Origin of the sequence: Blattabacterium cuenoti (assembly GCF_014252415.1) — a bacterium.
In the GTDB taxonomy this organism is placed as follows: Bacteria; Bacteroidota; Bacteroidia; order Flavobacteriales; family Blattabacteriaceae; genus Blattabacterium; species Blattabacterium cuenoti_Y.
Window position 1 is genome coordinate 498,522 of the sequence record NZ_CP059223.1, and the last position, 23,758, is coordinate 522,279.

Sequence of the window (23,758 nt, forward strand, 5' to 3'; positions counted from 1 at the left end):
AAAATGTATGTCAAAAATTATAAGAGAATCCGTACTTTTGGAAGATGGCAGAAAAATTATCATAGAAACTGGATGTCTTGCTAAACAAGCGGACGGAGCAGCTACAGTTCGTTTAAATGACACTATATTATTGGCAACGGTAGTGGCATCTACTTTAAAAATAAATAAAGAAGTAAATTTCTTTCCATTAACAATAGATTATAGAGAAAAGTATTATGCAGGAGGAAAAATTCCTGGTGGGTTTATCAAAAGAGAAGGAAGACCATCTAATGAGGAAATTTTAACAATGAGATTAGTAGATAGAGGATTGAGACCAATGTTTCCTAATAATATTATAAATAAAGAAATACAAGTTATGATATCTCTTTTATCATATGATGGAACTGTTTTACCAGATGGATTAGCAGGATTAGCAGCTTCTACAGCATTATCCGTATCTAAAATACCTTTTAATGGTCCTATATCTGAAGTTCGTATAATTAGATCTGGAAAAAAATTTTTTATAAATCCAAGTTTAGAACAATTAAAAGAATCAGATATAGATATGGTAGTAGGTGGATCTATTGATTCTATTATTATGATTGAGGGAGAAATGAAAGAAATATTAGAAATAGAATTTATAGAAATTTTAGAAAAAGCTCATGAAGAAATAAAAAAACAAATTAAAGCACAAAATAAATTAATAAAAAAAATAAATAATCAAAAAATTTTATCGGATGAAAATGAAGAAATCAATATAAATAATTTAGAATATGATGAAATAAATATTTTAGAAAAAAAAGTAAGTATATTTTTTACAGAAAAAATTGAAAATATATATAAAAATAATTTTAATAAAAAAAATAGGTTGATTAAAGAAAATTTATTAATAAATGAATTTAAAAAAAAATTTTTTACAGAAAAAGAAATAGAAGAAAAAGATTTTATAATCAATCAATCTTATGAAAAAATTAAAAAAAAAATAATAAGAAAATTATTAATAGAAAAAGGAATAAGAATTGATGGAAGAAATAATAAGGAAATTCGTTCAATATATAGTTTTGTCGATTATTTACCTGGAGTACATGGTTCCGCTCTATTCTCAAGAGGAGAAACTCAATCATTGACTACAGTAACATTAGGTTCATCAATAGATGCAAATAGAATTGATAATGTAATCATGGAAAATAATGAAAAATTTTATTTACATTATAATTTTCCTCCTTTCTCTACCGGAGAAATACGTTCTATTAGAGGTGTTAGTAGACGTGAAATAGGACATGGAAATCTTGCACAAAGAGCATTAAAAAATATTATACCTAATAATCCTTATACAATTAGAGTAGTATCGGACATATTAGAATCTAATGGTTCATCTTCCATGGCAACAGTTTGTGCTGCTAGTTTAGCTTTAATGGATGCTGGAATATCTATAAAAAATCCTGTATCAGGTATATCTATGGGATTAATTATGGAAAATGATAAAAAAATTATTATATCAGATATTTTAGGTGAAGAAGATTATTTTGGAGATTTAGATTTTAAAATAACAGGAACAAAAAATGGTATTACTGCTTGTCAAATGGACATAAAAAATTCAAAAAAAATAACATATGATATATTAAAAAAAATTTTAATACAAGCTTTAGAAGGTAGACTTTTTATTTTAGATAAAATGATGAAAACTTTACCTAAATATAGAAAAAAAATGAAACCAAATGCACCAAAAATATATACATTGAATATACCAAAAAATTTTATAGGATCAGTTATTGGTCAAGGAGGTAGAATAATTCAAGATATACAATCACGTACAAATACTAACATCGTTATTGAAGAAAAAGAAAAATTTGGTTATATAGAAATTATAGGAAAAACTTATGAAAGTATAGAAAATGCTATTAATATTATAAAAGAAATAACATTTATTCCAAAAATAGGAAAAGTTTATAAAGCAAAAGTAAAATCTATAAAAAATTTTGGAGCATTTGTAGAAATATCAAAAGGAGTAGAAGGTTTATTGCATATTTCAGAAATAGGATGGAAAAGGTTAAATAGAATAGAAGAAGAATTAAATATAGGAGACATGATTGATGTAAAAATAATGGAAATGGATGAAAAAAATAGAAGAATGAAATTATCTAGAAAAGTACTTATTCCTCGTCCTAACAAAAAAAAATGAACTAGTAAAATAATATGATTATATGAGACAACTTAAAATTACAAAACAAGTAACAAATAGAGAATCTGAATCATTAGATAAATATCTTCATGAAATTGGAAAGATACCATTGTTAACTCCTGAAGAAGAGGTAGAATATGCTAGAAAAGCTAGAAATGGGGATACTTCAGCTATTAATAAATTAGTAAACGCAAATTTACGATTTGTAGTATCCGTTGCCAAACAATATCAAAATCAAGGATTAAGTTTATGTGATTTAATTAATGAAGGTAATTTAGGATTAATAAAAGGAATATTAAGATTTGATGAAACAAGAGGTTTTAAATGTATTTCATATGTTGTATGGTGGATTAGACAAGCAATACTGCAAGCAATAGCAGAACAATCACGTTCAATAAGACAACCTACAAATAAATTAGCATTATTAAATAAAATATTAAAAACTCTTGCCCAATTAGAACAAGAATTACAAAGAACCCCTTCTATAAGAGAAATAGCAGATTATTTAAATATGAATGAAAAAGAAGTTGAAGATTCAATAAAAAATTCTGGTAGACATATTTCCATGGATGCACCATTAGTAGAAGGAGAAGATTCTAATCTATATGATTTAGTAAGATCAGATGAATCACCTCGCCCGGATGAATTTTTAGAAAAGGAATCTTTAAAAAAAGATATAAAAAGAATATTAGAAACATTAAGTGATAGAGAACGGAAAGTTATTATTCTCCATTTTGGATTAAATGGTTCTCCTCCAATGACTTTAGAAGAAGTAGGAAAATTTTGTGATTTAACAAGAGAAAGAGTTAGACAAATAGAAAGCATTGCATTAAAAAGATTAAAACATTCATCTAGAAGTAAAATATTAAAACCTTATTTAGGATAATAATTTAGGATAAAAAAATTTAAAGACCTCGAAGGGGTTTGAACCCATAACCTTCTGATCCGTAATCAGATGCTCTATCCATTTGAGCTACGAGGTCTATATTCGTGATTACAAATATAAAAATTAATATTGAACTATTTTTACAAATTGTTCAAGATTAAGAGACGAATTTCCTATTAATCCTCCATCAACATTATTACTATAAATAATATTTTTCGCATTTAAATGATTAATACTTCCTCCATACAAAATGGATATTTTACTAGAAATAGTATTTCCATATTTTTCATAAAAAATATTTCGTATAAAATAATGCATTTTTGTTATTTGATCAATGGTAGCAGTCACTCCTGTACCTATTGCCCATATAGGTTCATAAGCTATATAAATTAATTTTATCTCATTTGGAGAACAGTGAAAAATTGTATTATTTAATTGTTTTTCAATTATTGAATACTGATTATTCTTATTTCGATCTTCATATGTTTCTCCTATACAAAAAATAACTTTTATTTTATGTTTGATTGCTATTTTTAATTTTTTTAACAAAGAATTTTCATCTTCCAAAAAAAATTTTCTTCTTTCACTATGTCCAATTATAACTATATCTATTCCAATAGATTTTAACATAGAAGCCGATATTTCCCCAGTAAATGATCCCTTATCTTTAAAAAAGATATTTTGAGCTGCAATTTTTAACAAGGTCCCTTGAGATATTTGATTAGATATATGTAAAAAAGGAAAAGATGGTGCGATAATAATTTCTTTATTATGACATATTTTTTTTTCTTTAATATATTTCAAAAAATTTCTTAAAAAAAAAGTAGTCTCATGTAAATCATAATTCATTTTCCAATTTGCAACTATAATCTTTTTTTTCATCATATTACATTTTTTTATTAGGAATTATTTATTATTTTTTGTACTAAAAAAATAGCATCAATTAAAACTTTAAAATAAATTTTTTTTATTTGATTATTTGATAATTTATTTAAACTTTTTTTTAAGTATAAAATTTTTTTTAAAAAAATATTTATATTAGAATTATTGCAATAATTCATCTTGTTAATAATATTTAATGCTTTTTTTATATTTTTTTCATAAATATATATAATATCATAATTTGATATTTTATTCATATGAGTTACATCTAATTCTAATTTTATTAATGCAATTAATAAATAATTCGTAATATCTATATATGTATCTAATATTCCTTCTTTTTTAACAAAATAAAAACCTTTAAAGGAAATATTTTTTACACGAATAATTTTAATAAAAATTTGATCTATAATAGAACTACTTTTTAAAAATTTCCACGATAAACCATAATCTTTTAACTTATATAAAAAAATTTTTTTACATTTTTTAATAAAAAATTCTATACAATAATAATTCATCATAACTAAAATTAAAATACAATAAATAAAAAAATAATCTAAATGAACAATGACAATAAATTGTGCTGGAACTTTATTAAAATTTGATAAGCCAAAAATTATGGGGATTGTAAATTTAACCCCTGATTCTTTTTATGATGGAGGTTTTCTTAATTCAGAATTAAAAATATTACAATATGTAGAGTCTTTAATCCAAGACGGAGTTCATATTATTGATGTAGGAGGATGTTCTACTAGACCAGGATCAAAAATAATAACAGAAGAAGAAGAACTAAAAAGAGTAATAAATCCAATTCGTATGATTATAAAAAATTTTCCTAAAATTATAATATCTATAGATACATTTAGGAGTAAGGTGGTAAAAGAATCCATAGAATCAGGTGTTGTTATTGTTAATGATATATCGGGAGGAGAATTGGATAAAAATATGTACTCTACAGTAAGTAAATTTCAAGTACCATACATTTTAAATCATATGAAAGGTATTCCAGAATATATGCAAAAAAATATATGTTATCATAAAAATATAATCATAGAAATTAATAAGTATTTTTCTAAAAAAATTTTTTTATTAAAAAAATATGGAATAAATGATATTATTTTAGATCCAGGATTTGGATTTGGAAAAACAACAAAACAAAACTTTCAATTATTAAAATATATCAATTTATTTGGATTTCAAGATCATTTAATATCAATAGGTATCTCTAGAAAATCTATGATAAAAGATTTATTAAAAATTTCTAATAATAATTTATTAAACGCTACCTCAATTATACATACAATAGCATTAATAAAAACTTCAATAAATTTAATTAGAGTTCATGATGTAAAAGAAGCATCAGAATGTATAAAAATTACAGAATATTATAAAAATATTTTAAAATATTCGTTATAACTTTATGCGTACTTATGAATTATTAATGATTTTATATTACCATAAATACTTAATAAAAAAAAGTAAAAAAAAATGAGGTATAATAAAATGAACATGAAAGTAAAATATGTATATAAAAATTATTATAATTTATCTACAGGAATAGAAACAAATAGTAAAAATGTAAAAAATGGATCTATTTTTATAGCTTTGAAAGGAGAAAATTTTGATGGAAATCAATTTGTAAAAGAATCCATAAATAATGGAGCATTATTGGTAATCATGGATAATAAAAAATATTTTTTTTCTTGTAAAAAAGTTTTTTTAGTAAAAAATTCATTAACTTTTTTACAAAAATTGGCTACCTATCATAGATGTAAAAATATGCATATCCCTATCATAGCCATTGTAGGAAGCAACGGAAAGACCACTACAAAAGAACTTATAAAAAATGTTTTATTAAAAAAATATAAAAAAGTACATTATACAAAATATAATTACAATAATCATATAGGAATTCCATTAACTGTATTATCTATGCCAATAGATACAGAAATATCTGTTATTGAAATAGGAGCAAGTCATAGAAAAGAAATAGAAAATATGTGTTGTATAATTAAACCTAACTATGGTTACATCACAAATTTTGGAAAAGCTCATCTTGAAGGATTTGGAAGTGTAGACGGAATTATAAATGGAAAATTAGAATTGTATGAATTTATAAAAAAAAATAAAAAATTTATTTTTGTAAATGGCGATGATCCTATTCAATTAAATAATAGTAAAAATATTAAAAGATTTGTTTTTTCTGGTAAAAAAAATAATGAATCAGATATAATATTAAAATATAATAAAACGAATATACAACCAACATTATCTATGGATAATATAGTTATTAAATCATCATTGGTTGGTAATTATAATTTATATAATATAGCATGTTCTGTAACTATAGGTATCTACTTCAATATTTCATTAAATAATATTAAAAATGCAATAGAGGAATATATTCCAAATAACTATCGTTCTCAAATTTTAGTAAAAAAAAATAGTAAAATTATAATTGATTGTTATAATGCTAATCCAACTAGTATGATAAAATCATTAAATTTTTTTAATAAAAATTTTTTTGGTAAAAAAATGGTTATATTAGGAGATATGTTAGAGTTAGGTTCTTTTTCAAAAGAAGAACATGAGAAAATAATTTTTTTTTTAGAAAATAGTGATATAAAAATTGCTTATTTAATAGGAAATATTTTTTTTAATTCTAAAAAAATAAATATAAAAAAAATAAAAATAGTAAAATTTTTAACTACAGAAATATTTATTAAATGGATAATAAAGAATCCTATAAAAAATATAAAATATATTTTCATTAAAGGATCTAGAAAAATTGCGTTGGAAAAAACAATTCCATATATTGATCCATAATTTAAAAATAATATATTAATTATTAAATTTGTATATTAAAATATTTCACAAAAAACTTATTTATGAAAAAGATAACTGCAGATACTTATATAAGGTGGTTTAAAAATATGTTTTTTTGGAGAAAATTCGAAGATAAATGTCGTTCTTTATATTTAAAAAAAAGAATTAGAGGATTTTTACATTTATATAATGGACAAGAAGCTATTCCTGCTGGATTAACCCATGCCATGGATATGTCAAAAGATAATATAATAACAGCTTATAGATGTCATATAATTCCTATGGCTATGGGAACAGATCCTAAAAAAATAATGGCAGAACTTTTAGGAAAAAAAACTGGAACATCTCATGGGATAGGAGGGTCTATGCATATTTTTAGTAAAAATCATAGATTTTATGGTGGACATGGTATTGTTGGTGGACAAATACCATTAGGAGCAGGTATTTCATTTGCTGATAAATATTTTAAAAGAAAATCTGTTACATTAACATTAATGGGAGATGGAGCAGTGAGACAAGGAGCTTTACATGAAACATTTAACATGGCTATGTTATGGAAACTTCCTATAGTTTTTATATGTGAAAATAATAAGTATGCAATGGGTACTTCTGTTAAAAGAAGTTCTAATATGGATAATATATACAAAATAGGATTATCATATGGTATACCATCTTATCAAATAGATGGAATGAATCCAGAAGAAATTGCAAAAAGTTCATTTTTTGCTATTGAAAGAGCTAGAAATGGAGAAGGAGCTACGTTCTTAGAAATAAGAACTTATCGTTATAGAGGACATTCTATGTCAGATTCCGAGTCATATCGTAGTAAAGATGAAGTACTTTTTTATAAAAAAAAAGATCCTATTTTAAGGATAAAAAAAATTATTATAAATAATAATTGGAAAACCGATGAAGACATAAAATTTTTAGAAAATAAAATAAAAATAGAAATAGATTCTTGTGTTGAATTTGCAGAAAAATCTTCATCTCCTTCTGTGAAGGATATGTACGATTTTGTTTATGACGAAAAAAAATATCCTTTTTTAAATTGAAAAAATTCAATAAAATAAACATATGGCAGAAATAATATCTATGCCCCAATTAAGTGATACTATGGAAGAGGGTACAATAATAAAATGGAATAAAAAAGTAGGAGAAAAGATTTCAGAAGGAGAAATTTTAGCAGAAATAGAAACTGATAAAGCTATACAAGATTTTGAAATAGATGTTAGTGGTACTTTATTATTTATAGGAGTAAAAGAAGGTGAAAGAACTAAAGTAAATGATATAATAGCGATTATAGGAGAAAAAGGGGAAAATATAGATGAAATTATTAAATATAAAAAAAATAGAATAATCAAAGAAATCAATAATAAAAGAATATTTATTTCTCCCATAGCAAAAAAATTAGTCAAAAAACAAAATATTTCATTAAAAAAAATAGATGGTAGTGGAGATAATGGAAGAATTATTAAAAGAGATATTGAATTAAAAAATAAAAATGATTCTAATAAATTAAAAAATAAAGTATATCATTCTTTAATGAGAAAAAAAATAGCGGAACGATTATCTTATTCTAAATTTTCATCGCCTCATTATTATTTATTTATGGACATTCATGTGGATAAATTAATTGAATTAAGAAAAAACTTTAATGATAAACTTTATCATGAAGAAAGAATATCGTTTAATGATATTATAATTAAAGCTTCTGCTAAATCTTTAAAAAAAAATTTAAAAATGAATGTTTCTTGGAATAAAGATTATATTTTATTACATGATAATATAAATATTGGTTTCGCTGTAGCTATTGAAGATGGATTAATGGTGCCAGTTATTAAAAATGCTGATGAAAAATCTATATTACAAATTTCAAAAGAAGTAAAAGAAAAGATTTTACTTTCAAAATCTAAAAAAATTTCATTAGAAGAATTAGAAAGTAGTACTTTTACTATATCTAATTTAGGAATGTATGGAGTAGATTCTTTTACATCTATTATTAATAGTCCTAATTCATCTATTTTATCCATAGGATCTATAACTGAACGTCCTATTATAAAAAATTCAAAAATAGAAATAGGAAATATCATGAAAATTACATTATCATGTGATCATAGATTAATAGATGGGTCTATAGGAAGTGATTATATTCGATCTATAAAAAAATTATTAGAAGATCCTATAACAATATTATTGTAATTTACTTTTTTTAAAAAAAAATGGAATTATAAATATAATTAAAATCATTAAAGTAAATACATATTCATAATAATGGTTTGATAATAATTTTTTTATAAAATTTTTTTCATAAAAAAATGATAAAAACAATTTAATTCCAAGTAATATTATAATAATAAATATGGAATGGTTTAAACTATGATATTTTTTTATTAATTTTATAAAAAATTTTGTTGATAATCTTATAGAAATAATTCCTATAAATGACCCTAACAATATTAAAAATATATTTTTTGATAAAGCAATAGATGCAAATATATTATCGATAGAAAAAGATAAATCAATTATTTCTATTATTATGATAGTTTTCCAAAAATTTGAATGTTTATTTATATGATTATTTTTTATCTTTTTCTTATTTTTATTTATAAAAAAATGATTGATTCCAATAATAATTAGATAAATCCCACCTATCAATTTGATCCATTGTATTTTAATTAAAAAAGATATAAATATCAAACATAATATCCTAAAAAAATAAGCTCCTAAAATACCATATTTAATAGCATTTTTTCTATCTTTCTCATTTTTTAAATTTAATATCATAGAAGATAGTATTATTGCATTGTCTATAGATAAAATACTTTCTATTATAATTAAATTACCTATAGTAGATATTGATAATAAAGGATTATTGATTATATCTTTTATAAATTCCACGTGATTAAAAATTTTAATTCTAAATTATTATTCTATAAAATATTTACTATTTTACCATTTTTTAATGTAATAATATGATCTGCATTTTGTTTAAAAATTTTTGATAATTTATTAGTAATTAATAATGATGTTTTATTTTTTATTATCATATTTAATACATTTTTTATTATTAAATCTGATTCTGAATCTAAAGAATAAATTGCTTCATCTAGTATTAGGATAGGAGGATTTTTTAATATAGTCCTTACAATATTGATTCTTTGTTTTTGTCCTATTGATAGTTTATCACCATTTTTTCCAATTATGGTATTATATCCATTTGAAAGATTTTTTATAAAAAAATGTGCATTAGCAATTTTTGCTGCATTTATTATTTTATTTAATGATATTTCTTTATTGATGCCTAATGATATATTATTAATAACGGAATCATTAAAAATTATTGGATTCTGAGTGACTATCCCCAATAGTTTTCTATATTCCGTTTTTTTTAATAAATCAATATTATTTCCATCAATAGTAATTTTTCCATATGTTACATCATAAAATTTTGCTAATAAACTAGCAATAATTGATTTTCCAGATCCAGATTTACCCACTAAAACTATAGTTTTTCCTTTTTTTAAAGAAAAAGAAAAATTTCTAAGTAAAATTCTTTTATTGTGAATAAAAGTTACATTATGAAATAATATTTCGTTATTAAATGATTTAATTGATTTTAATTGAATATTTTTATTTATTTTATCAGAATTGATATTAAGTATATCTGCAATTCTTTTTGCAGACGCTTTTCCTTTTTGAATATTAGATATTGAATTTACTAAACTTTTAGCTGGATTAATAATTTGATAAAATAATCCTATAAAAGGAAATAAAATTTTAGGTTCTATTTCTTTTTTTTCCAAAAAAATTTTACTTCCATACCAAATAATTAAAATCATAATAGATGACCCCATAAATTCTATAATAGGAGAAATCAACTCTTTTTTTCGATTTACACGAGAAGATAATTTTTTTTGATATTTTGAAATTTTTTCAAAATGTTTTTGTATTTGGTTTTCTGCATGAAAAATACTTATAATCTTAAAATTATTTAAACTTTCTTCTATAATAGTTAATAATTTTCCCAATTGGTTTTGAGCATTTTTTGCATCTTTTTTTAAACTATTTCCTATAATATAAACGAATACTGTCATTATAGGAATAAGTAAAAAAACGAATATAGTTAATTGATAACTTATTAAAAATAAAGTAAATAAATGAAAAATTATGATGATAGGAGAACTAATTAAATTAGTGAATGAATGAATTATTGAATTTTCAATATCATTTATATCATTTGATAATCTAGACATTAGATCTCCATTACTTTTATTTGATAAATAAATTGTTGGAGTATATAATATTTTTTTATGAAAATCATTTCTAATATTTCTTATAATAGATGTCCTTATTCCTATAAGAATATACTCAGCTAAATATTTGAATATATTTTTTATTAAAAAAATAAAAATAATAAAAAAACAAAATATAGTTAATGTATTAATCTTACCATATTTATAAGAATAAAACTCAATATAATATTGAAAATATCCTTTAAATAAATCAAATAGTCCATTAGAAGAGTTTATAATTATTTTTTTATGATTTTCGTTAGGAATTTCAAGTAAAATACTTAATACAGGTGATATTAATACAATAGAAATAACTGAAAATATAGAATGTAATAAATTGCACATTATATTTATAATGTAATGATATTTATAATATTTTGAATAACTTAATATTTTATCAAGTGCATTATTATTCATTTCATAATCCTTAAATATAATTCCTTAACAAAGGTAGTTAGAAAATATTTTAGTATTTTAATAAAAAATTTAAATTAAATTTTATTATATATTTATATAATTTCATACATTCATTATAATTTTTTTATATTAAAATTTATAATGAAAAATATTTTATTTATTAGCATTGAAGAAAGTTTTTTTATTATATTCATAGCTATATTAATTTTTGGACCAAAAAATATCCCTGGAATAGCTAGAGGATTAGGAGATGGAATAAGATTTTTAAAAAAAGCTAAAAAAAAAATTAGGGATGAAATTGAGTGGTAAATTATTTTAAGTAAAATTTTATTTTAGATTTTTCTAATAATATATCACTTAATTTTTCCAATAAATTTTTTCTCAAATTATTATTTAAATATTCCATATTATATAAATAATCATCTAATTTTTTATTTTTAGAAAAACATTTTTTAGATCTTATAAAAAAGACTCCATTTGTTCCTAAAATAGGATTAGACGTTATATTTTTTTCTAATGAAAATGCAGCACCTGATACTTTTGGCTCTTTTACAAAATTTATTGTAGAATTGTGAAAATTTATTTCATATGATTTATGTATTTTTTTCGAAAAATCATGGGAAATTTGTTCTAAATTTTTATTATAATATTCTTTATATAATTTTTTATAAATTTTTTTATTTATAAGATTAGGAACTAGTTGATTTATTTCTTTCATGGAGGCTTTTCCTTTATTAATCGCATATAAATATGTTATAAAATAATTATTATTTGAATCAAAAAATATTTTTGTATCTCCCTTTTTTCTATCTTTTTGAAAAGACCAATTAATTATATCTTTATCTAATTCAGTATTTAATCCATTAATATTCCATTGATTTTCTTTAATTTCTTCTAAAAATAAAGATTCAATTTTTTCTTTTCTTGCATTATTAATTATCTGATTTAAATTATAATTTTTATTTTTTGATAAAAATAGATTTACATTTTTATAAACTTTATCTATAGTTTTTTTTGATGGATTTAATGTTTTTATTAAAACACCAAATTGATATGCATTTTTTATATTTTTTTGATCATCTATTCTAATAATATGATAACCAAAATTAGTTTCAATAAGACCTATAGATCCTATTTTATTTTTTATAGAAAAAATATTAAAATTTTTTTTTGTTATATTTTGATTATCATATTTTATCCATCCTAATTGACCATTACTTTTTCCTAAATTTATAAAATCATCTGATTTTTTTAAAAGTAAATTAAAAGTATTAGGATTTTTTTTTAATTTTAAAAATATATTTTTTATAATGTTTATTGCTTCTTTTTTATTTCTTTTATTTAGTGAATAAATAGAGTTTTTATGCGATATTAAAATATGACTAACTAATACTGAATCAAATATTTTTTTTTCCCCAGTTAATTTAATTATAATATAGTTATTTCTATCTTTTATAGGACCAATTACATTTCCTATTTTATTTTTTTTCTTTAATAAGAACTTAAAAATAGGAGGTATAAAATCTTTTGTATAAAAATTATAATCAAATGGTATCTCAGAATTTTTAGATATTAAATCAAAATGATTATAATTATGTTTTAATTTATATGAAAAATTATTTACAATTTTCCTCATATTATTCTCATCTTCTAATGAAGGAATAGAACGAAATATAATGATACTTATGTTTCTTAAATTATTTTTTTTATATAAAGATTGATGTTTATCAACATAATTATATAAATCATTTTTTGATATATGAATATTATATTTTTTCTCTATTTCTGGATATGGAATCAATATATAATCTATGATTGAAAAATTATTTTTATTTTTAAAATTTAATTTTACTTCTTGATCTGTAACGTTTAATCCATACATTAACATTTCTGCATATTTTTTTGCAACTATTTTATCCTTTATACTATTTTTTTGATACTCCCAAATTTTTTTTTCAGATTTTACTTGAGGAAATATTCCGTATGGTAATTTATATAAATTTTGTACATATAATTTAAATTTTTTGATATTCATTTTACCATCAATTGTTTTAAAATCATTAATTTTATTATATATAGAATTAGTTTCTATAAATTCCCAAAAATCTTTCCCCGTATTTTTTATTCCTAATTTATATCCTTGTTGACTTAATAATTTCTCATTGATTAATAGTCTCCATGCGTCATTTTTTAAATTAAATTCAGATTTTTTACCCATAAATTTTCTTAAAAATTCTAAACAATTTTCATATTCTTTTTTAGAAATATTATCCCCATTTATACTTCCAACAGAATTATAATGACTTATAAAAATTTTTTGAATAAAATTAGGATCTATAATGAAAAATAATAAAGAAAAACTAATTAATGATAATATTATCCACGTATTTTTTCTTATTTTATTTAAAAAATTCATCACTTTTTTTTTTTTTGTAGAAAATTACTTCTTCTATTTTGTTTTTAGAAACTTTTATAATTTCAATATAAAAATCTTGATTGATTGAAATTTTATCTCCATTATTCGGAATATTTCCTGTATGAGTGACTATTAATCCACCTAATGTTTTATATTCATCAGATTTTGGGATGTCTAAATTATATTTTGAATTAATAAAATCTACCTCTAGACGTGCAGAAAATAAAAATTTATTATTATTTATTTTTTTATCCAATAAAAAAATTTCATCATGTTCATCTTTTATATCTCCAAGAAATTCTTCCAAGATATCTTCTATAGTAATTAAACCAGCTGTTCCTCCATATTCATCTAATATAATAGCGATACTAATCTTTTTTCTAATTAAAATATCCATTATTTCTCTTACTGAAGTATTAATATAAAATAATTCTATAGGTCTAATAATGGATTTATCTAAATTTTTAGGTTTTTTAAAAAATTCTAGATAATGAACATACCCTATAATGTTATCTATATTATCTTTATAAATAACAATTTTTGATAATCCACTTTTTGTAAATAAATTACGTATATGATCAACAGAAGATTCTATTATATTGGAAGATATTATTTCTTTTCTTGGTACTATACATTCTCTTGCTTTTTTTTCATAAAAATTTAATGCTTTATGAAAAATATCAATTTTATATTCTGATACTGATCCAGTTTTTTTTAAATTACATCTTACACTTTTTGATATAAAATTAATTAAATCATTTTTGTCAAAAATTTTTTTTTTGAAATCTTTTTCCCCCCCCAAAATTTTTAAAAAAAAATTAGAAATACAAATAATCAAGTTTGTAATAGGTGTAAAAATTTTATATATAATATATACAGGAATTATAAATAATGTTAATAATTCATTTGAATATATACTAAATATCATCTTTGGAATAAACTCTCCAATTATTAAAATAATAATAGTAGATATTATAGTTTCTAAAATAAATAACCATATAGAATTATCAAAATATGAAAATAATAAAAAAAATATTTTATTCATATAAATACCATAGATAACCAAAGATATAGTATTCCCGATTAACATGGTTGTCATTAATTTTTGATAATTATTTATACATTCATAAAGTATTTTATAACGAATGGAATTTTTCTTTTTTTCCAGTTCTACTTGAAATAAATTACAAGAAATTATAGCCATTTCTATTCCAGAAAAAAAAGAAGAAATTAGTATAGAAATACTAACTATACTAATGTAAAAAATCATTTTTTATATTCTTATAAAGGAAGAATTCCACTAATATCTTTTAATTTAAATTTTTTAAAGTCCTCGGATATATTTATACCTTTTTTTGCGTATAAAATTGCTCCATTTAAATCGGATATTATTATATTTTTTTCATTAAAAATTTTTTTATTTTTTTTATCCCAAAAAATTTCTTCTGTTTTCAAAAAAAATTTATTAGGATTCAATATCCTAATGTTTCCTTTTATATGATAAAAAATATTTTTAAATGATTTCATCCAATTTCCTCTAATATAAATACATTGATTTCTATGATTATTTTTATAGATAACTAAACAAATTCCATCAGGAAATAATGTATGAAAATTATATTCTTTAATTAAAGGTGAATATATAATATATTTTGTAAATCCATTTTCTTTAAACAAAATACTTGTTTTAACAAAAATATTTACTGGTAAATAATTTTTACGATATTTATTAATTTTATTTATTTCATTATTATTATATGATTTATTATCATTGCATGATGAAAAAAATAATAAAAAAAATATAATAACGAATTTTTTTAGTATACTACTTATTATTATTATTTTTAATTTTGTTTATTTTGTAAAATTTACATAAAAAAATAATAATGGTATCTTAGCTCAGTTGGTAGAGCAAAGGACTGAAAATCCTTGTGTCCCCGGTTCGATTCCGGGAGATACCACAATTTATATAAAATGAATATTTCCTATATTAAAATTTAATTTCCATTTTTTATAAAAATCATTTTTAATCGAATTTAATGGATATGATATATCTAATTCTAATATTCCAAATGGATAACAAATACAACGTAATCCAAATCCAAAAGATTTATTCATTTCTAATGATGTTAAAGATTCATAACTATTACCGATATTTCCTGCTTCCAAAAAAGAATTTAAATATGTTTTAAAATTATTATTTGATCCATTGATTAAATAATTCATTTCTAATGAAATTTTTTTGTAATTAGTACCTCCATCTTTTGACATTTCATAAAATGAATTTTCTTCTGGGAAATCGTAACCTTTTAAGGGAATATGATTTTCTCCTAATTTTTTTGATGTACCTCCCATATAAAATATATCAAATGGTGTTAATTTTCTTCCAGAAGATGTATTATAAATTCCTGAATGACCTAATTCACCTTGACATTTTAAAACTAAATTTTCTTTAATTTTTTTATAAAAATTTCCTAGTAATTTTAATTGAAAATGTTCAGACCAAATATTATCTTTTTTTGAAAATTTTTTTTTTTCAAACCATGAATATGGAGGACTAGCTGAAAAATCTAATTTAAAATTTGATCCATCAGTAGGAAAAAAAGTATCTGGGGATATAGTATTCCTTTTTAAGGACAAAGAATAAAATAAATTATTAATTTTATATACATTATTATTATTACATGTTTTTATATAATCAGTTTCCTTAGGAAATATCAATCTTTCTCCATTTATAGAAGATGAAATATTGGAATTATAATCTAAAAGATTTATATTTTTATTTAATCCAATAGATACTCCAATTTTTTTTAAAAATAATGGATTATTTTCGTCAATTAAACAATATTGATTATTAAATAGACTTTCATTGTTCGTTATTCTATTAATAGAATAATTTGTATCCATATTTAATGCAGTTGGATTATCCTTATTTATCCAAGGTTTTAAAAAAGAAAATCCAACAGATTTTATATATTTTCCTAGTTGACCATGAATTGTTATTTTCTCACCTTCTCCTTGAGGTATAGGATGCCAATATTTCCAATTTATAATATCTTTAATAGAAAAATTATTTAAAATAAATTTAAAGCCTCCAGTAAATTTTTTTATATCATTTCCTATAACTCCCCCATAAAATTTTAATTCATTATTATTTTTTTCTAGTACATGCCATTCTATATCTATAGATTTATTATCAATAGGAATAATTTTAAAATAGACTTTATCAAAAAGAGATAAATTTTCTATATTATGTAAACTTTCCATAAGTTTATCAATAGAAAAAATATGTTTATTATAAATTTTTATTTCTTTTTTAATTATATAATCTTTAGTAATTTTATTTCCTAATATTTTTATATTTCTAATATAAACAGGAGAATTTTCTTTTATTAGAATTTTTATATCAATTTTATTATTATTTCTTATTTTTTCTATCGGAATTAAATTGATAAATAAATGTCCAAGTTTAAAATAATTATTTATTATACTTGAAGTTTTTGTATTAAAAATACTTTCTGTTAATTTGACTTTATTATAAATAGTTTCATTTTTATTTTTATGCAATAAAATATTTTTTAAAAAATCCTTACTGATTTTTTCATTTCCCATAAATTTAACATTTCCTAAATAATATTTTTTTCCTTCAGCTATTTTTATTCTTATTCCATAATTTCCTGATTTAGTTTTCCAAACTGATTCTAAAAGAACTTTAGCAAACCTATAACCTATAGATTGATATTTTTCTTTTATTTTTTCTAAATACTGATTGATATTATTATGAATAAAAAAATGATTATGTTTATTTATTAATAATGATAAAAAGGATTGATCTCCATTTATAATCCGAAGTAATTCTTTATTACTTATTGCATAGTTTCCATAAAAAATAAATTTTTCTATTTTAACTTTTTTTCCTTTTTTAATAGAAAAAAATAATATATTTTTATTATTTTCTTGTTTTATATTAGAATCGATAGTTACTTCATTATAACCATTTTCTTGATAATAATTTTTTATCTCATTTTTGATTTCCTGAATCATAGATTCGGAGATGGGCGTTCCTTTTTTGATATCTTTTATAATGGAAAAATTATTTTTAATAATCGATCCATCACTTTGTAATTGAATGTCATGTATTTCATTTAAATCCTTGATTTCAAAAACTAAATCAATTTTATTTTTATTTTCGTTACATTTATAAACAGATATATCTTCGAATAATTTACTAGCCCAAAGTTTTTTTATAATATTATTAATTGTTACTCCGTATGAGTCTATCAATGCTCCAGGACCAATCCCTGATATTTTAGAAATAAATTCTTTATCATATTTTGTTTTTCCTTTAACATAAATATCGTTTATTATGATAGTACTATCTATAGTACTATCTTTTGTATCTTGATTTTTTTCATCACTGGAATACAAAGAATTTATTGATATTGTAAAAAAAATAAAATAAAGAAATAATTTTTTTTTCATTAAATTTTATAAATTAAATATTACCGAAACGACGTTTTCTTTTTTGATAGTTAATTATAGCCTCAATAAAATCTTTTTTTCTAAAATCTGGCCATAAAGTATCAGTAAAATATAATTCTGCATAAGCAGATTGCCACAATAAAAAATTACTTATACGTTTTTCACCACTAGTTCGTATTATAAGATCTACATCAGGAAAATTTTTTGTATATAAATGATTTTGAAAAAAATTATAATCAATGTCTTTTATTTTTGATTCTCCACTGTGTATTTTTTTTGCTATATTTTTGGTAGCCCTTATAATTTCTTCTTTTGCACTATAACTTAATGCTAAAGTTAATGTCCCAGATTTATTATTTTTTGTTTTTTTCATAAAAAAAACTAAATCATTTTTTATTTTTTCTGAAAATTTTGATAATTCTCCTATGATAATAATTCTTATATTTCTTTTGTGAATTACTTCCAAATAATTTTTTAAATTTTTATATAATAATTTTATTAATTCATCAATTTCTTTTTTAGGTCTATTCCAATTTTCATGAGAAAAAACATATAATGTTATATATGGAATAGATAATTCTTTACATGCATTTAAAGTATCTATTGTAGAATAAATACCTTTTTCATGCCCAAATTTTCTTGATTTTCCTCTTTTTTCAGCCCAACGACCATTTCCATCCATAATAATAGCAACATGATTAGGTATATTATTGTAATCTATTTTTTTCAATAAATTTTCCATATAAAAAATTATGATCGTAATATAAAATTATCTATAAATATAGATATAAATTTTTCATATTATTTTAATTTCTTTGATCCATTCCCCATAATAATTTTTCTCTTAGTGTTTTATAATAAGCATTTTTATTTTCTTGATATATATATATATAAAATGGAGCTTTTTGAATATATAACTCATTTTCTTTTCTTAAAGAAACTAATCTAGTATCCATAGATAATGAAAAATATTTTACACGACTATGTACTTTTAATCGTATATTTTTATTATCAGATATAACTAATGGACGTGAAAATAAATTATGGGGGGATATTGGTGTAAGAATAAAATTTTTATTATCAGGACTAATAATAGGTCCACCACAACTTAAAGAATATCCAGTTGATCCAGTAGGGGTAGATACTATTAATCCATCTGACCAATAGGAAGTTAAAAATTCACCATCAATAAAAACATCAATAGTAATCATAGAAACAGTTTTTTCCCTAAAAATAACAATCTCATTTAAGGCAAAATTAAATGATGTACTCAAATTATTTATGGATGTTTTTAATTCTAATAAACTTCTAGGAAGAATATCTAACTTTTTATTAAAAATATTGTCAATATTTTTAATAAAAACATCTTTACTGAAAGTTGCTAAAAAACCTAAATTTCCTGTATTAACTCCAACTATAGGTAGTTTAGAGTCTTTAACAAAATTAATAGCAGATAAAATTGTTCCATCCCCACCAAAAGTAAACATTAAATCAAAATTTTTTATTTCTTTACAACTAGAAAAAGAAGATAAATTTAATTTGTAAAATTCTTTAAATGAATTTAATATATTTAAAAAATATTTTTCAACATATATTTCTATTGAATTATTAAAAATATATTGTAAAAATTTATATAAATAAATTATATTACATTTTTCTAACTTTTGTCCATATACAGCTACTTTCATTTTTTATTTTTTGTGTATAATATTATTTTTATAAATTTGAATCAAAATTTGAATTAAAACTTTATTAAGTTTTTTAAAAATGAAAAAATTATCTACATTTCCTTCAAAAATATTATTATTTGGAGAATATGGGATATTAAAAAATTATACAGCGCTATCTATACCTAATTATGAATATAAGGGGTATTTAAATTTTTATTATAAATTAGATAAAAAAGTTATAGAATCTAATAATGAAATAAGAAAATTTTTTAATTTTCTAAAAATTAAAAAATTTAATATCATAAATCTAATAAAATTAGATAAAGATTTAAATCAAGGAATATATTTTCAATCAAATATACCAAAAAAATATGGGGTAGGAAGTTCTGGGGCACTGGTCGCAGCTATTTATGATAAATATGCAATATCTAAAATTTCCATTTGCAATAAAAATTTGATTATATTGAAAAATATATTTAGTAATATGGAATCTTTTTTTCATGGAAAAAGTTCAGGTATTGATCCATTAATATGTTATACAAAAAAACCAATATGGATACAATCTAAAAAACAGATATCTATAATAAAAATATTTAGTAATAAAAAAAAAGATAATGGAGGTATTTTTTTAATAAATTCTAGATTACCCAGTGATACTAAAAAAATGAATAATATTTTTATGAAAAAAATAAGAAAAAATAATTTTAAAAAAATTATGAAAGAAGAATATGAAAAATATAATATTAAATGTATTCATTATTTTCTTAATAAAGATTATAAAAATCTATTAAAAAATATAAAAAAATTATCCATTTGGATTTTTAAGAATATTCAACCAATGATACCTAAAAATATATTAAAAATATGGGTAAATGGAATAAAAAATGATAATTATTATTTAAAATTATGTGGATCTGGAGGAGGAGGTTTTTTTTTGGGATTTACTGAAAATTATAAAAAATTAAATAATGAATTAAATAACTATATTAAAAAAATAATTTTTCACTTTTAAAAAAAATGTTTTCAAATAAAAAAATTAGATTAAATCATTATTTATCTCAAGCAGGAGTTTCATCTAGAAGAGAAGCAGATAAATTGATCCAATCAGGATGTGTAAAAGTTAATGGTGATGTTGTATTAAAATTAGGTACTAATATAGATATAAATGACGTTGTTAAATTTAATGGACAAAAAATAAAAATACAAAATAAAATTTATTTATTAATTAACAAACCTAAGGGATTTATTACTACAACAAAAGATCAATTTCGTAGAAAAACAGTTATGGATTTAATCCCAAATATTTTTATTAAAAAAAAATTATTTCCAGTAGGTCGATTAGATTCTAATACTACTGGAGTATTAATTATTACAAATGATGGAAATATTTCAGAAATATTAACTCATCCTAAATATCATATACAAAAAATTTATAACGTTACTTTAAATAAAAAAATTGATAATCATGATATAAAAATGATTTTGAATGGAAAAATTTTTTTAAAAGAAGGAAGAGTAAAAGTAACATTTATAAGTAAAAAAAAAAATAATAAAATTAAAATTGGATTATGTTTAGGATGGAATAGGATAATAAAAAGAATTTTTTATAAACTTAACTATAAAGTGATTGAATTAGAAAGAATATTTTTTGGAAAATTTTCTAATAAAAATATTAAAATAGGAAATTTTATAAAATTAGAAAATAATACAATGATAGATTATTTAAAATTAAAAAAATAAAATAATAACTTTTAAAATTATTTTTTTATGAAAAAAATTCATATAATTAATGGTCCAAACTTAAATTTAATAGGAATTAGAGAAAAAAATTTATATGGAAAAAAAAATTTTTTAGATTATCTAAATTCATTAAGAAAAAAAAAACTTTTTTCTAATTTAAAAATTGATTATTATCAAAATAATTGTGAAGGAAAAATTATAGATTATTTACATCTTATAGGATTTACATCCAATGGAATAATTTTAAATGCTGGGGCATATACTCATACTTCTATAGGAATTGCTGATGCAATTAAATCCATTACAACCCCTGTTGTAGAAGTACATATATCCAATATTTATTCTAGAGAAGAATTTAGAAAAAAATCATATATAACTCATGTATGCAATGGCACTATTTTTGGTTTTGGACTAAAATCATATGAATTAGGAATTATTAGTTTTTTATTTTCATAAAGAAAAATTTTTTTGATTAAAATGAAATTTAGATAACCATTTTTCTAAAATTTTCAAAAATATTATAGGACATTCCATCATTGGTACGTGACCACATTTATCTATCCAATATAATTCAGAATTTGGTAATAATCTATGAAATGATATCGCAACCTTAGGGGGTGTAATTTGATCTTGTTTTCCCCATATTATACAAACAGGTTGATATATTTTTGATAAATCTTTTGACATATTATATTTTATAGCACTTTTTGCTAAATATAATATTTTAATACCTCTTTTTTTATCATTAACAATATGAAAAATATCATCTACTAATTTTTTAGTGGCCATTTTAGGATCGTAAAAAACTTCCTGAGATTTTTTTTTTATATATTCATAATTTTCCCTTTTTGGAAATGCGTCTCCAAAAGATCTTTCAAATAAACCTGAACTTCCTGTTAATACTAAAGAATGAACCAAATTTAGTTTAGTTTTTGCTATAATTAAAGCGATATGTCCTCCAAGAGAATTACCAACTAAAGTAGCATTTTTTATATGAATTTTTAATAAAAATTTTATTATATATTTAGACAAATCTAAAATATTAGTTAAGAATAAAGGCCTATTGTAAATAGGTAAATAAGGCATAATAACTTTATATCCTTTTTTTGGAAAAAAATCAAAAATTGATTTAAAATTGCTTAGTCCACCCATTAATCCATGAAGTAAAACTAAAGGATGACCTTCACCTTTTGTTACATGATTGATATAATTTTTTTTATCCATTAAACAATATTATTATTTTTTTTTTCTATATGTTTTTTATTAATAATATAATATGCATTTTTAGCAGCCATTTCTTCTGATTTTTTTTTTGAATAACCTCTTCCAATAGATTGAATATTACATTTATATATATCAAATATTGATAAAAAAATAACTTTATTATTTTTTTTATCTTTTTTTTCTAGAAAAGTATTGAAATTTATAAAAAATTTATTTTTTTGGCACCATTCCATAATCCATACTTTATAACTAGAAATTTCATTTTGTAATTTATTTATATCAACTTCATATAATATTTTTTTATATATAAAGTTTTTACATCCTATAGATCCTGTTTCTAAATAGGTAAAACCTATTAATGCTTCAAGTATATTTCCTAAAACATTATTATTAACTAAATTATCTTTAGGAAAAAAGATCTTTTCTAAAGATAGTTTTTTAGAAATAACATTTAAATTTTTTCTACATACAATTTTGGAACGGATCTTAGTCAGATCTCCCTCTTTTTTATTGGGTAAATTTTTATATAGAAAATGTGATATTATAGTATTTAAAATTGAATCTCCTAAAAACTCTAATCTTTGAAAATTAATAGAATAATATTTATTTATATTTCTTTTTTTAGTAGAAAAATTATATATGAACGCTTCTTTTAAAAGAAGAATATTTCTTTTTATTTTAAACCCCAATATTTTATTTATTTGATCAATCACTGAATGAATTTTTATATAATTTTTATTCATTGTATAATTTTCATAATAA

General features: G+C 20.6%; 22 protein-coding genes and 2 tRNA genes. 11 read left to right on the top strand and 13 right to left on the bottom strand.

Translation table 11 applies throughout. The features are described from left to right. The first annotated feature begins 7 nt into the window (after positions 1–7). Both H0H33_RS02470 and H0H33_RS02475 read left to right on the top strand, forming a co-directional pair. Positions 8–2,161, top strand: a complete 2,154-nt coding sequence (locus tag H0H33_RS02470) for a polyribonucleotide nucleotidyltransferase (protein WP_185877829.1) — start codon at positions 8–10, stop codon at positions 2,159–2,161. A 22-nt stretch (positions 2,162–2,183) separates the two neighbouring features. Further along, entirely contained in the window at positions 2,184–3,047 is an 864-nt protein-coding gene (locus tag H0H33_RS02475) for a sigma-70 family RNA polymerase sigma factor (protein ID WP_185877830.1), read from the top strand. Positions 3,048–3,070: 23 nt separating this feature from the next. On the opposite strand, the gene H0H33_RS02480 is transcribed toward H0H33_RS02475, so the two are convergent. From H0H33_RS02480 to H0H33_RS02490, 3 genes are all read right to left on the bottom strand, one after another. After that, positions 3,071–3,144: transfer RNA gene (locus H0H33_RS02480), tRNA-Arg, on the bottom strand. A gap of 26 nt (positions 3,145–3,170) precedes the next feature. Next, positions 3,171–3,932 carry a triose-phosphate isomerase gene (tpiA, locus tag H0H33_RS02485; protein WP_317167110.1) on the bottom strand — a complete coding sequence of 254 codons (762 nt, stop codon included), beginning with the start codon at positions 3,930–3,932 and terminating at the stop codon, positions 3,171–3,173. A 14-nt stretch (positions 3,933–3,946) separates the two neighbouring features. Continuing rightward, positions 3,947–4,450 (bottom strand): nucleotide modification associated domain-containing protein, encoded by a 504-nt coding sequence (locus H0H33_RS02490; RefSeq protein WP_238785593.1) that lies wholly within the window; start codon positions 4,448–4,450, stop codon positions 3,947–3,949. 46 nt (positions 4,451–4,496) lie between these two features. On the opposite strand from H0H33_RS02490, the gene folP reads away from it, so the two are divergent. From folP to H0H33_RS02510, 4 genes are all read left to right on the top strand, one after another. Beyond that, a complete protein-coding gene (gene folP, locus H0H33_RS02495; protein ID WP_185877831.1) occupies positions 4,497–5,345 on the top strand; it encodes a dihydropteroate synthase in 849 nt (282 codons plus the stop codon). A 93-nt stretch (positions 5,346–5,438) separates the two neighbouring features. Then, positions 5,439–6,755: a UDP-N-acetylmuramoyl-tripeptide--D-alanyl-D-alanine ligase gene (locus H0H33_RS02500; protein ID WP_185877832.1), complete on the top strand. Its 1,317-nt coding sequence runs from the start codon at positions 5,439–5,441 to the stop codon at positions 6,753–6,755. A 62-nt stretch (positions 6,756–6,817) separates the two neighbouring features. Further along, positions 6,818–7,807: a pyruvate dehydrogenase (acetyl-transferring) E1 component subunit alpha gene (gene pdhA / locus H0H33_RS02505; RefSeq protein WP_185877833.1), complete on the top strand. Its 990-nt coding sequence runs from the start codon at positions 6,818–6,820 to the stop codon at positions 7,805–7,807. Between the two features lie 22 nt (positions 7,808–7,829). Continuing rightward, positions 7,830–8,954, top strand: coding sequence for a dihydrolipoamide acetyltransferase family protein (locus H0H33_RS02510; RefSeq protein WP_185877834.1), 1,125 nt, complete (start codon positions 7,830–7,832; stop codon positions 8,952–8,954). On the opposite strand, the gene H0H33_RS02515 is transcribed toward H0H33_RS02510, so the two are convergent. Both H0H33_RS02515 and H0H33_RS02520 read right to left on the bottom strand, forming a co-directional pair. Then, the gene (locus H0H33_RS02515; RefSeq protein WP_238785594.1) at positions 8,946–9,653 is read right to left on the bottom strand and encodes a DUF475 domain-containing protein; all 708 of its coding nucleotides are present in this window, start codon (positions 9,651–9,653) and stop codon (positions 8,946–8,948) included. The two genes, H0H33_RS02510 and H0H33_RS02515, sit on opposite strands and share 9 nt — an antisense overlap. 32 nt (positions 9,654–9,685) lie before the next feature. Next, complete coding sequence (locus H0H33_RS02520) at positions 9,686–11,464, bottom strand: ABC transporter ATP-binding protein (RefSeq protein ID WP_185877835.1); 1,779 nt, start codon at positions 11,462–11,464, stop codon at positions 9,686–9,688. A gap of 141 nt (positions 11,465–11,605) precedes the next feature. On the opposite strand from H0H33_RS02520, the gene H0H33_RS02525 reads away from it, so the two are divergent. Further along, positions 11,606–11,773: a Sec-independent protein translocase subunit TatA/TatB gene (locus H0H33_RS02525; RefSeq protein WP_185877836.1), complete on the top strand. Its 168-nt coding sequence runs from the start codon at positions 11,606–11,608 to the stop codon at positions 11,771–11,773. Between the two features lies 1 nt (position 11,774). Here the strand turns inward: H0H33_RS02525 and H0H33_RS02530 are convergent, their stop codons facing one another. The 3 genes from H0H33_RS02530 to H0H33_RS02540 are packed head-to-tail and all read right to left on the bottom strand — an operon-like array spanning position 11,775 to position 15,557. After that, complete coding sequence (locus H0H33_RS02530) at positions 11,775–13,880, bottom strand: peptidylprolyl isomerase (protein ID WP_185877837.1); 2,106 nt, start codon at positions 13,878–13,880, stop codon at positions 11,775–11,777. Next, positions 13,864–15,150, bottom strand: a complete 1,287-nt coding sequence (locus H0H33_RS02535; RefSeq protein WP_185877838.1) for a hemolysin family protein — start codon at positions 15,148–15,150, stop codon at positions 13,864–13,866. The genes H0H33_RS02530 and H0H33_RS02535 overlap by 17 nt, the downstream gene beginning before the upstream one ends. An 11-nt stretch (positions 15,151–15,161) precedes the next feature. Next, a complete protein-coding gene (locus tag H0H33_RS02540; protein ID WP_238785595.1) occupies positions 15,162–15,557 on the bottom strand; it encodes a hypothetical protein in 396 nt (131 codons plus the stop codon). A gap of 211 nt (positions 15,558–15,768) precedes the next feature. On the opposite strand from H0H33_RS02540, the gene H0H33_RS02545 reads away from it, so the two are divergent. Continuing rightward, a tRNA-Phe gene (locus tag H0H33_RS02545) sits at positions 15,769–15,841 on the top strand. 4 nt (positions 15,842–15,845) lie between these two features. On the opposite strand, the gene H0H33_RS02550 is transcribed toward H0H33_RS02545, so the two are convergent. The 3 genes from H0H33_RS02550 to H0H33_RS02560 all read right to left on the bottom strand — a co-directional run bounded on the left by H0H33_RS02550 (position 15,846) and on the right by H0H33_RS02560 (position 20,050). Next, complete coding sequence (locus tag H0H33_RS02550; protein ID WP_185877839.1) at positions 15,846–18,362, bottom strand: BamA/OMP85 family outer membrane protein; 2,517 nt, start codon at positions 18,360–18,362, stop codon at positions 15,846–15,848. Between the two features lie 13 nt (positions 18,363–18,375). Beyond that, the gene (gene uppS / locus H0H33_RS02555; RefSeq protein ID WP_185877840.1) at positions 18,376–19,104 is read right to left on the bottom strand and encodes a polyprenyl diphosphate synthase; all 729 of its coding nucleotides are present in this window, start codon (positions 19,102–19,104) and stop codon (positions 18,376–18,378) included. Positions 19,105–19,168: 64 nt separating this feature from the next. Further along, entirely contained in the window at positions 19,169–20,050 is an 882-nt protein-coding gene (locus H0H33_RS02560) for an NAD kinase (RefSeq protein WP_185877841.1), read from the bottom strand. 79 nt (positions 20,051–20,129) lie between these two features. Between H0H33_RS02560 and H0H33_RS02565 the strand changes: the two genes are divergently transcribed. The 3 genes from H0H33_RS02565 to H0H33_RS02575 are packed head-to-tail and all read left to right on the top strand — an operon-like array spanning position 20,130 to position 22,228. Then, positions 20,130–21,044 carry a mevalonate kinase family protein gene (locus H0H33_RS02565; RefSeq protein WP_185877842.1) on the top strand — a complete coding sequence of 305 codons (915 nt, stop codon included), beginning with the start codon at positions 20,130–20,132 and terminating at the stop codon, positions 21,042–21,044. A gap of 5 nt (positions 21,045–21,049) precedes the next feature. Then, positions 21,050–21,772: a pseudouridine synthase gene (locus H0H33_RS02570; protein WP_185877843.1), complete on the top strand. Its 723-nt coding sequence runs from the start codon at positions 21,050–21,052 to the stop codon at positions 21,770–21,772. Positions 21,773–21,799: 27 nt separating this feature from the next. Beyond that, positions 21,800–22,228 (top strand): type II 3-dehydroquinate dehydratase, encoded by a 429-nt coding sequence (locus tag H0H33_RS02575; RefSeq protein ID WP_185877844.1) that lies wholly within the window; start codon positions 21,800–21,802, stop codon positions 22,226–22,228. Here H0H33_RS02575 and H0H33_RS02580 read toward each other — a convergent pair. Together H0H33_RS02580 and H0H33_RS02585 are read right to left on the bottom strand one after the other, a co-directional pair. Next, entirely contained in the window at positions 22,223–22,996 is a 774-nt protein-coding gene (locus H0H33_RS02580; RefSeq protein WP_185877845.1) for an alpha/beta fold hydrolase, read from the bottom strand. The two genes, H0H33_RS02575 and H0H33_RS02580, sit on opposite strands and share 6 nt — an antisense overlap. Beyond that, positions 22,996–23,739, bottom strand: coding sequence for a ribonuclease III domain-containing protein (locus tag H0H33_RS02585; RefSeq protein ID WP_185877846.1), 744 nt, complete (start codon positions 23,737–23,739; stop codon positions 22,996–22,998). Before H0H33_RS02585 ends, H0H33_RS02580 begins: the two co-directional genes overlap by 1 nt. Between the last annotated feature and the right edge of the window lie 19 nt (positions 23,740–23,758).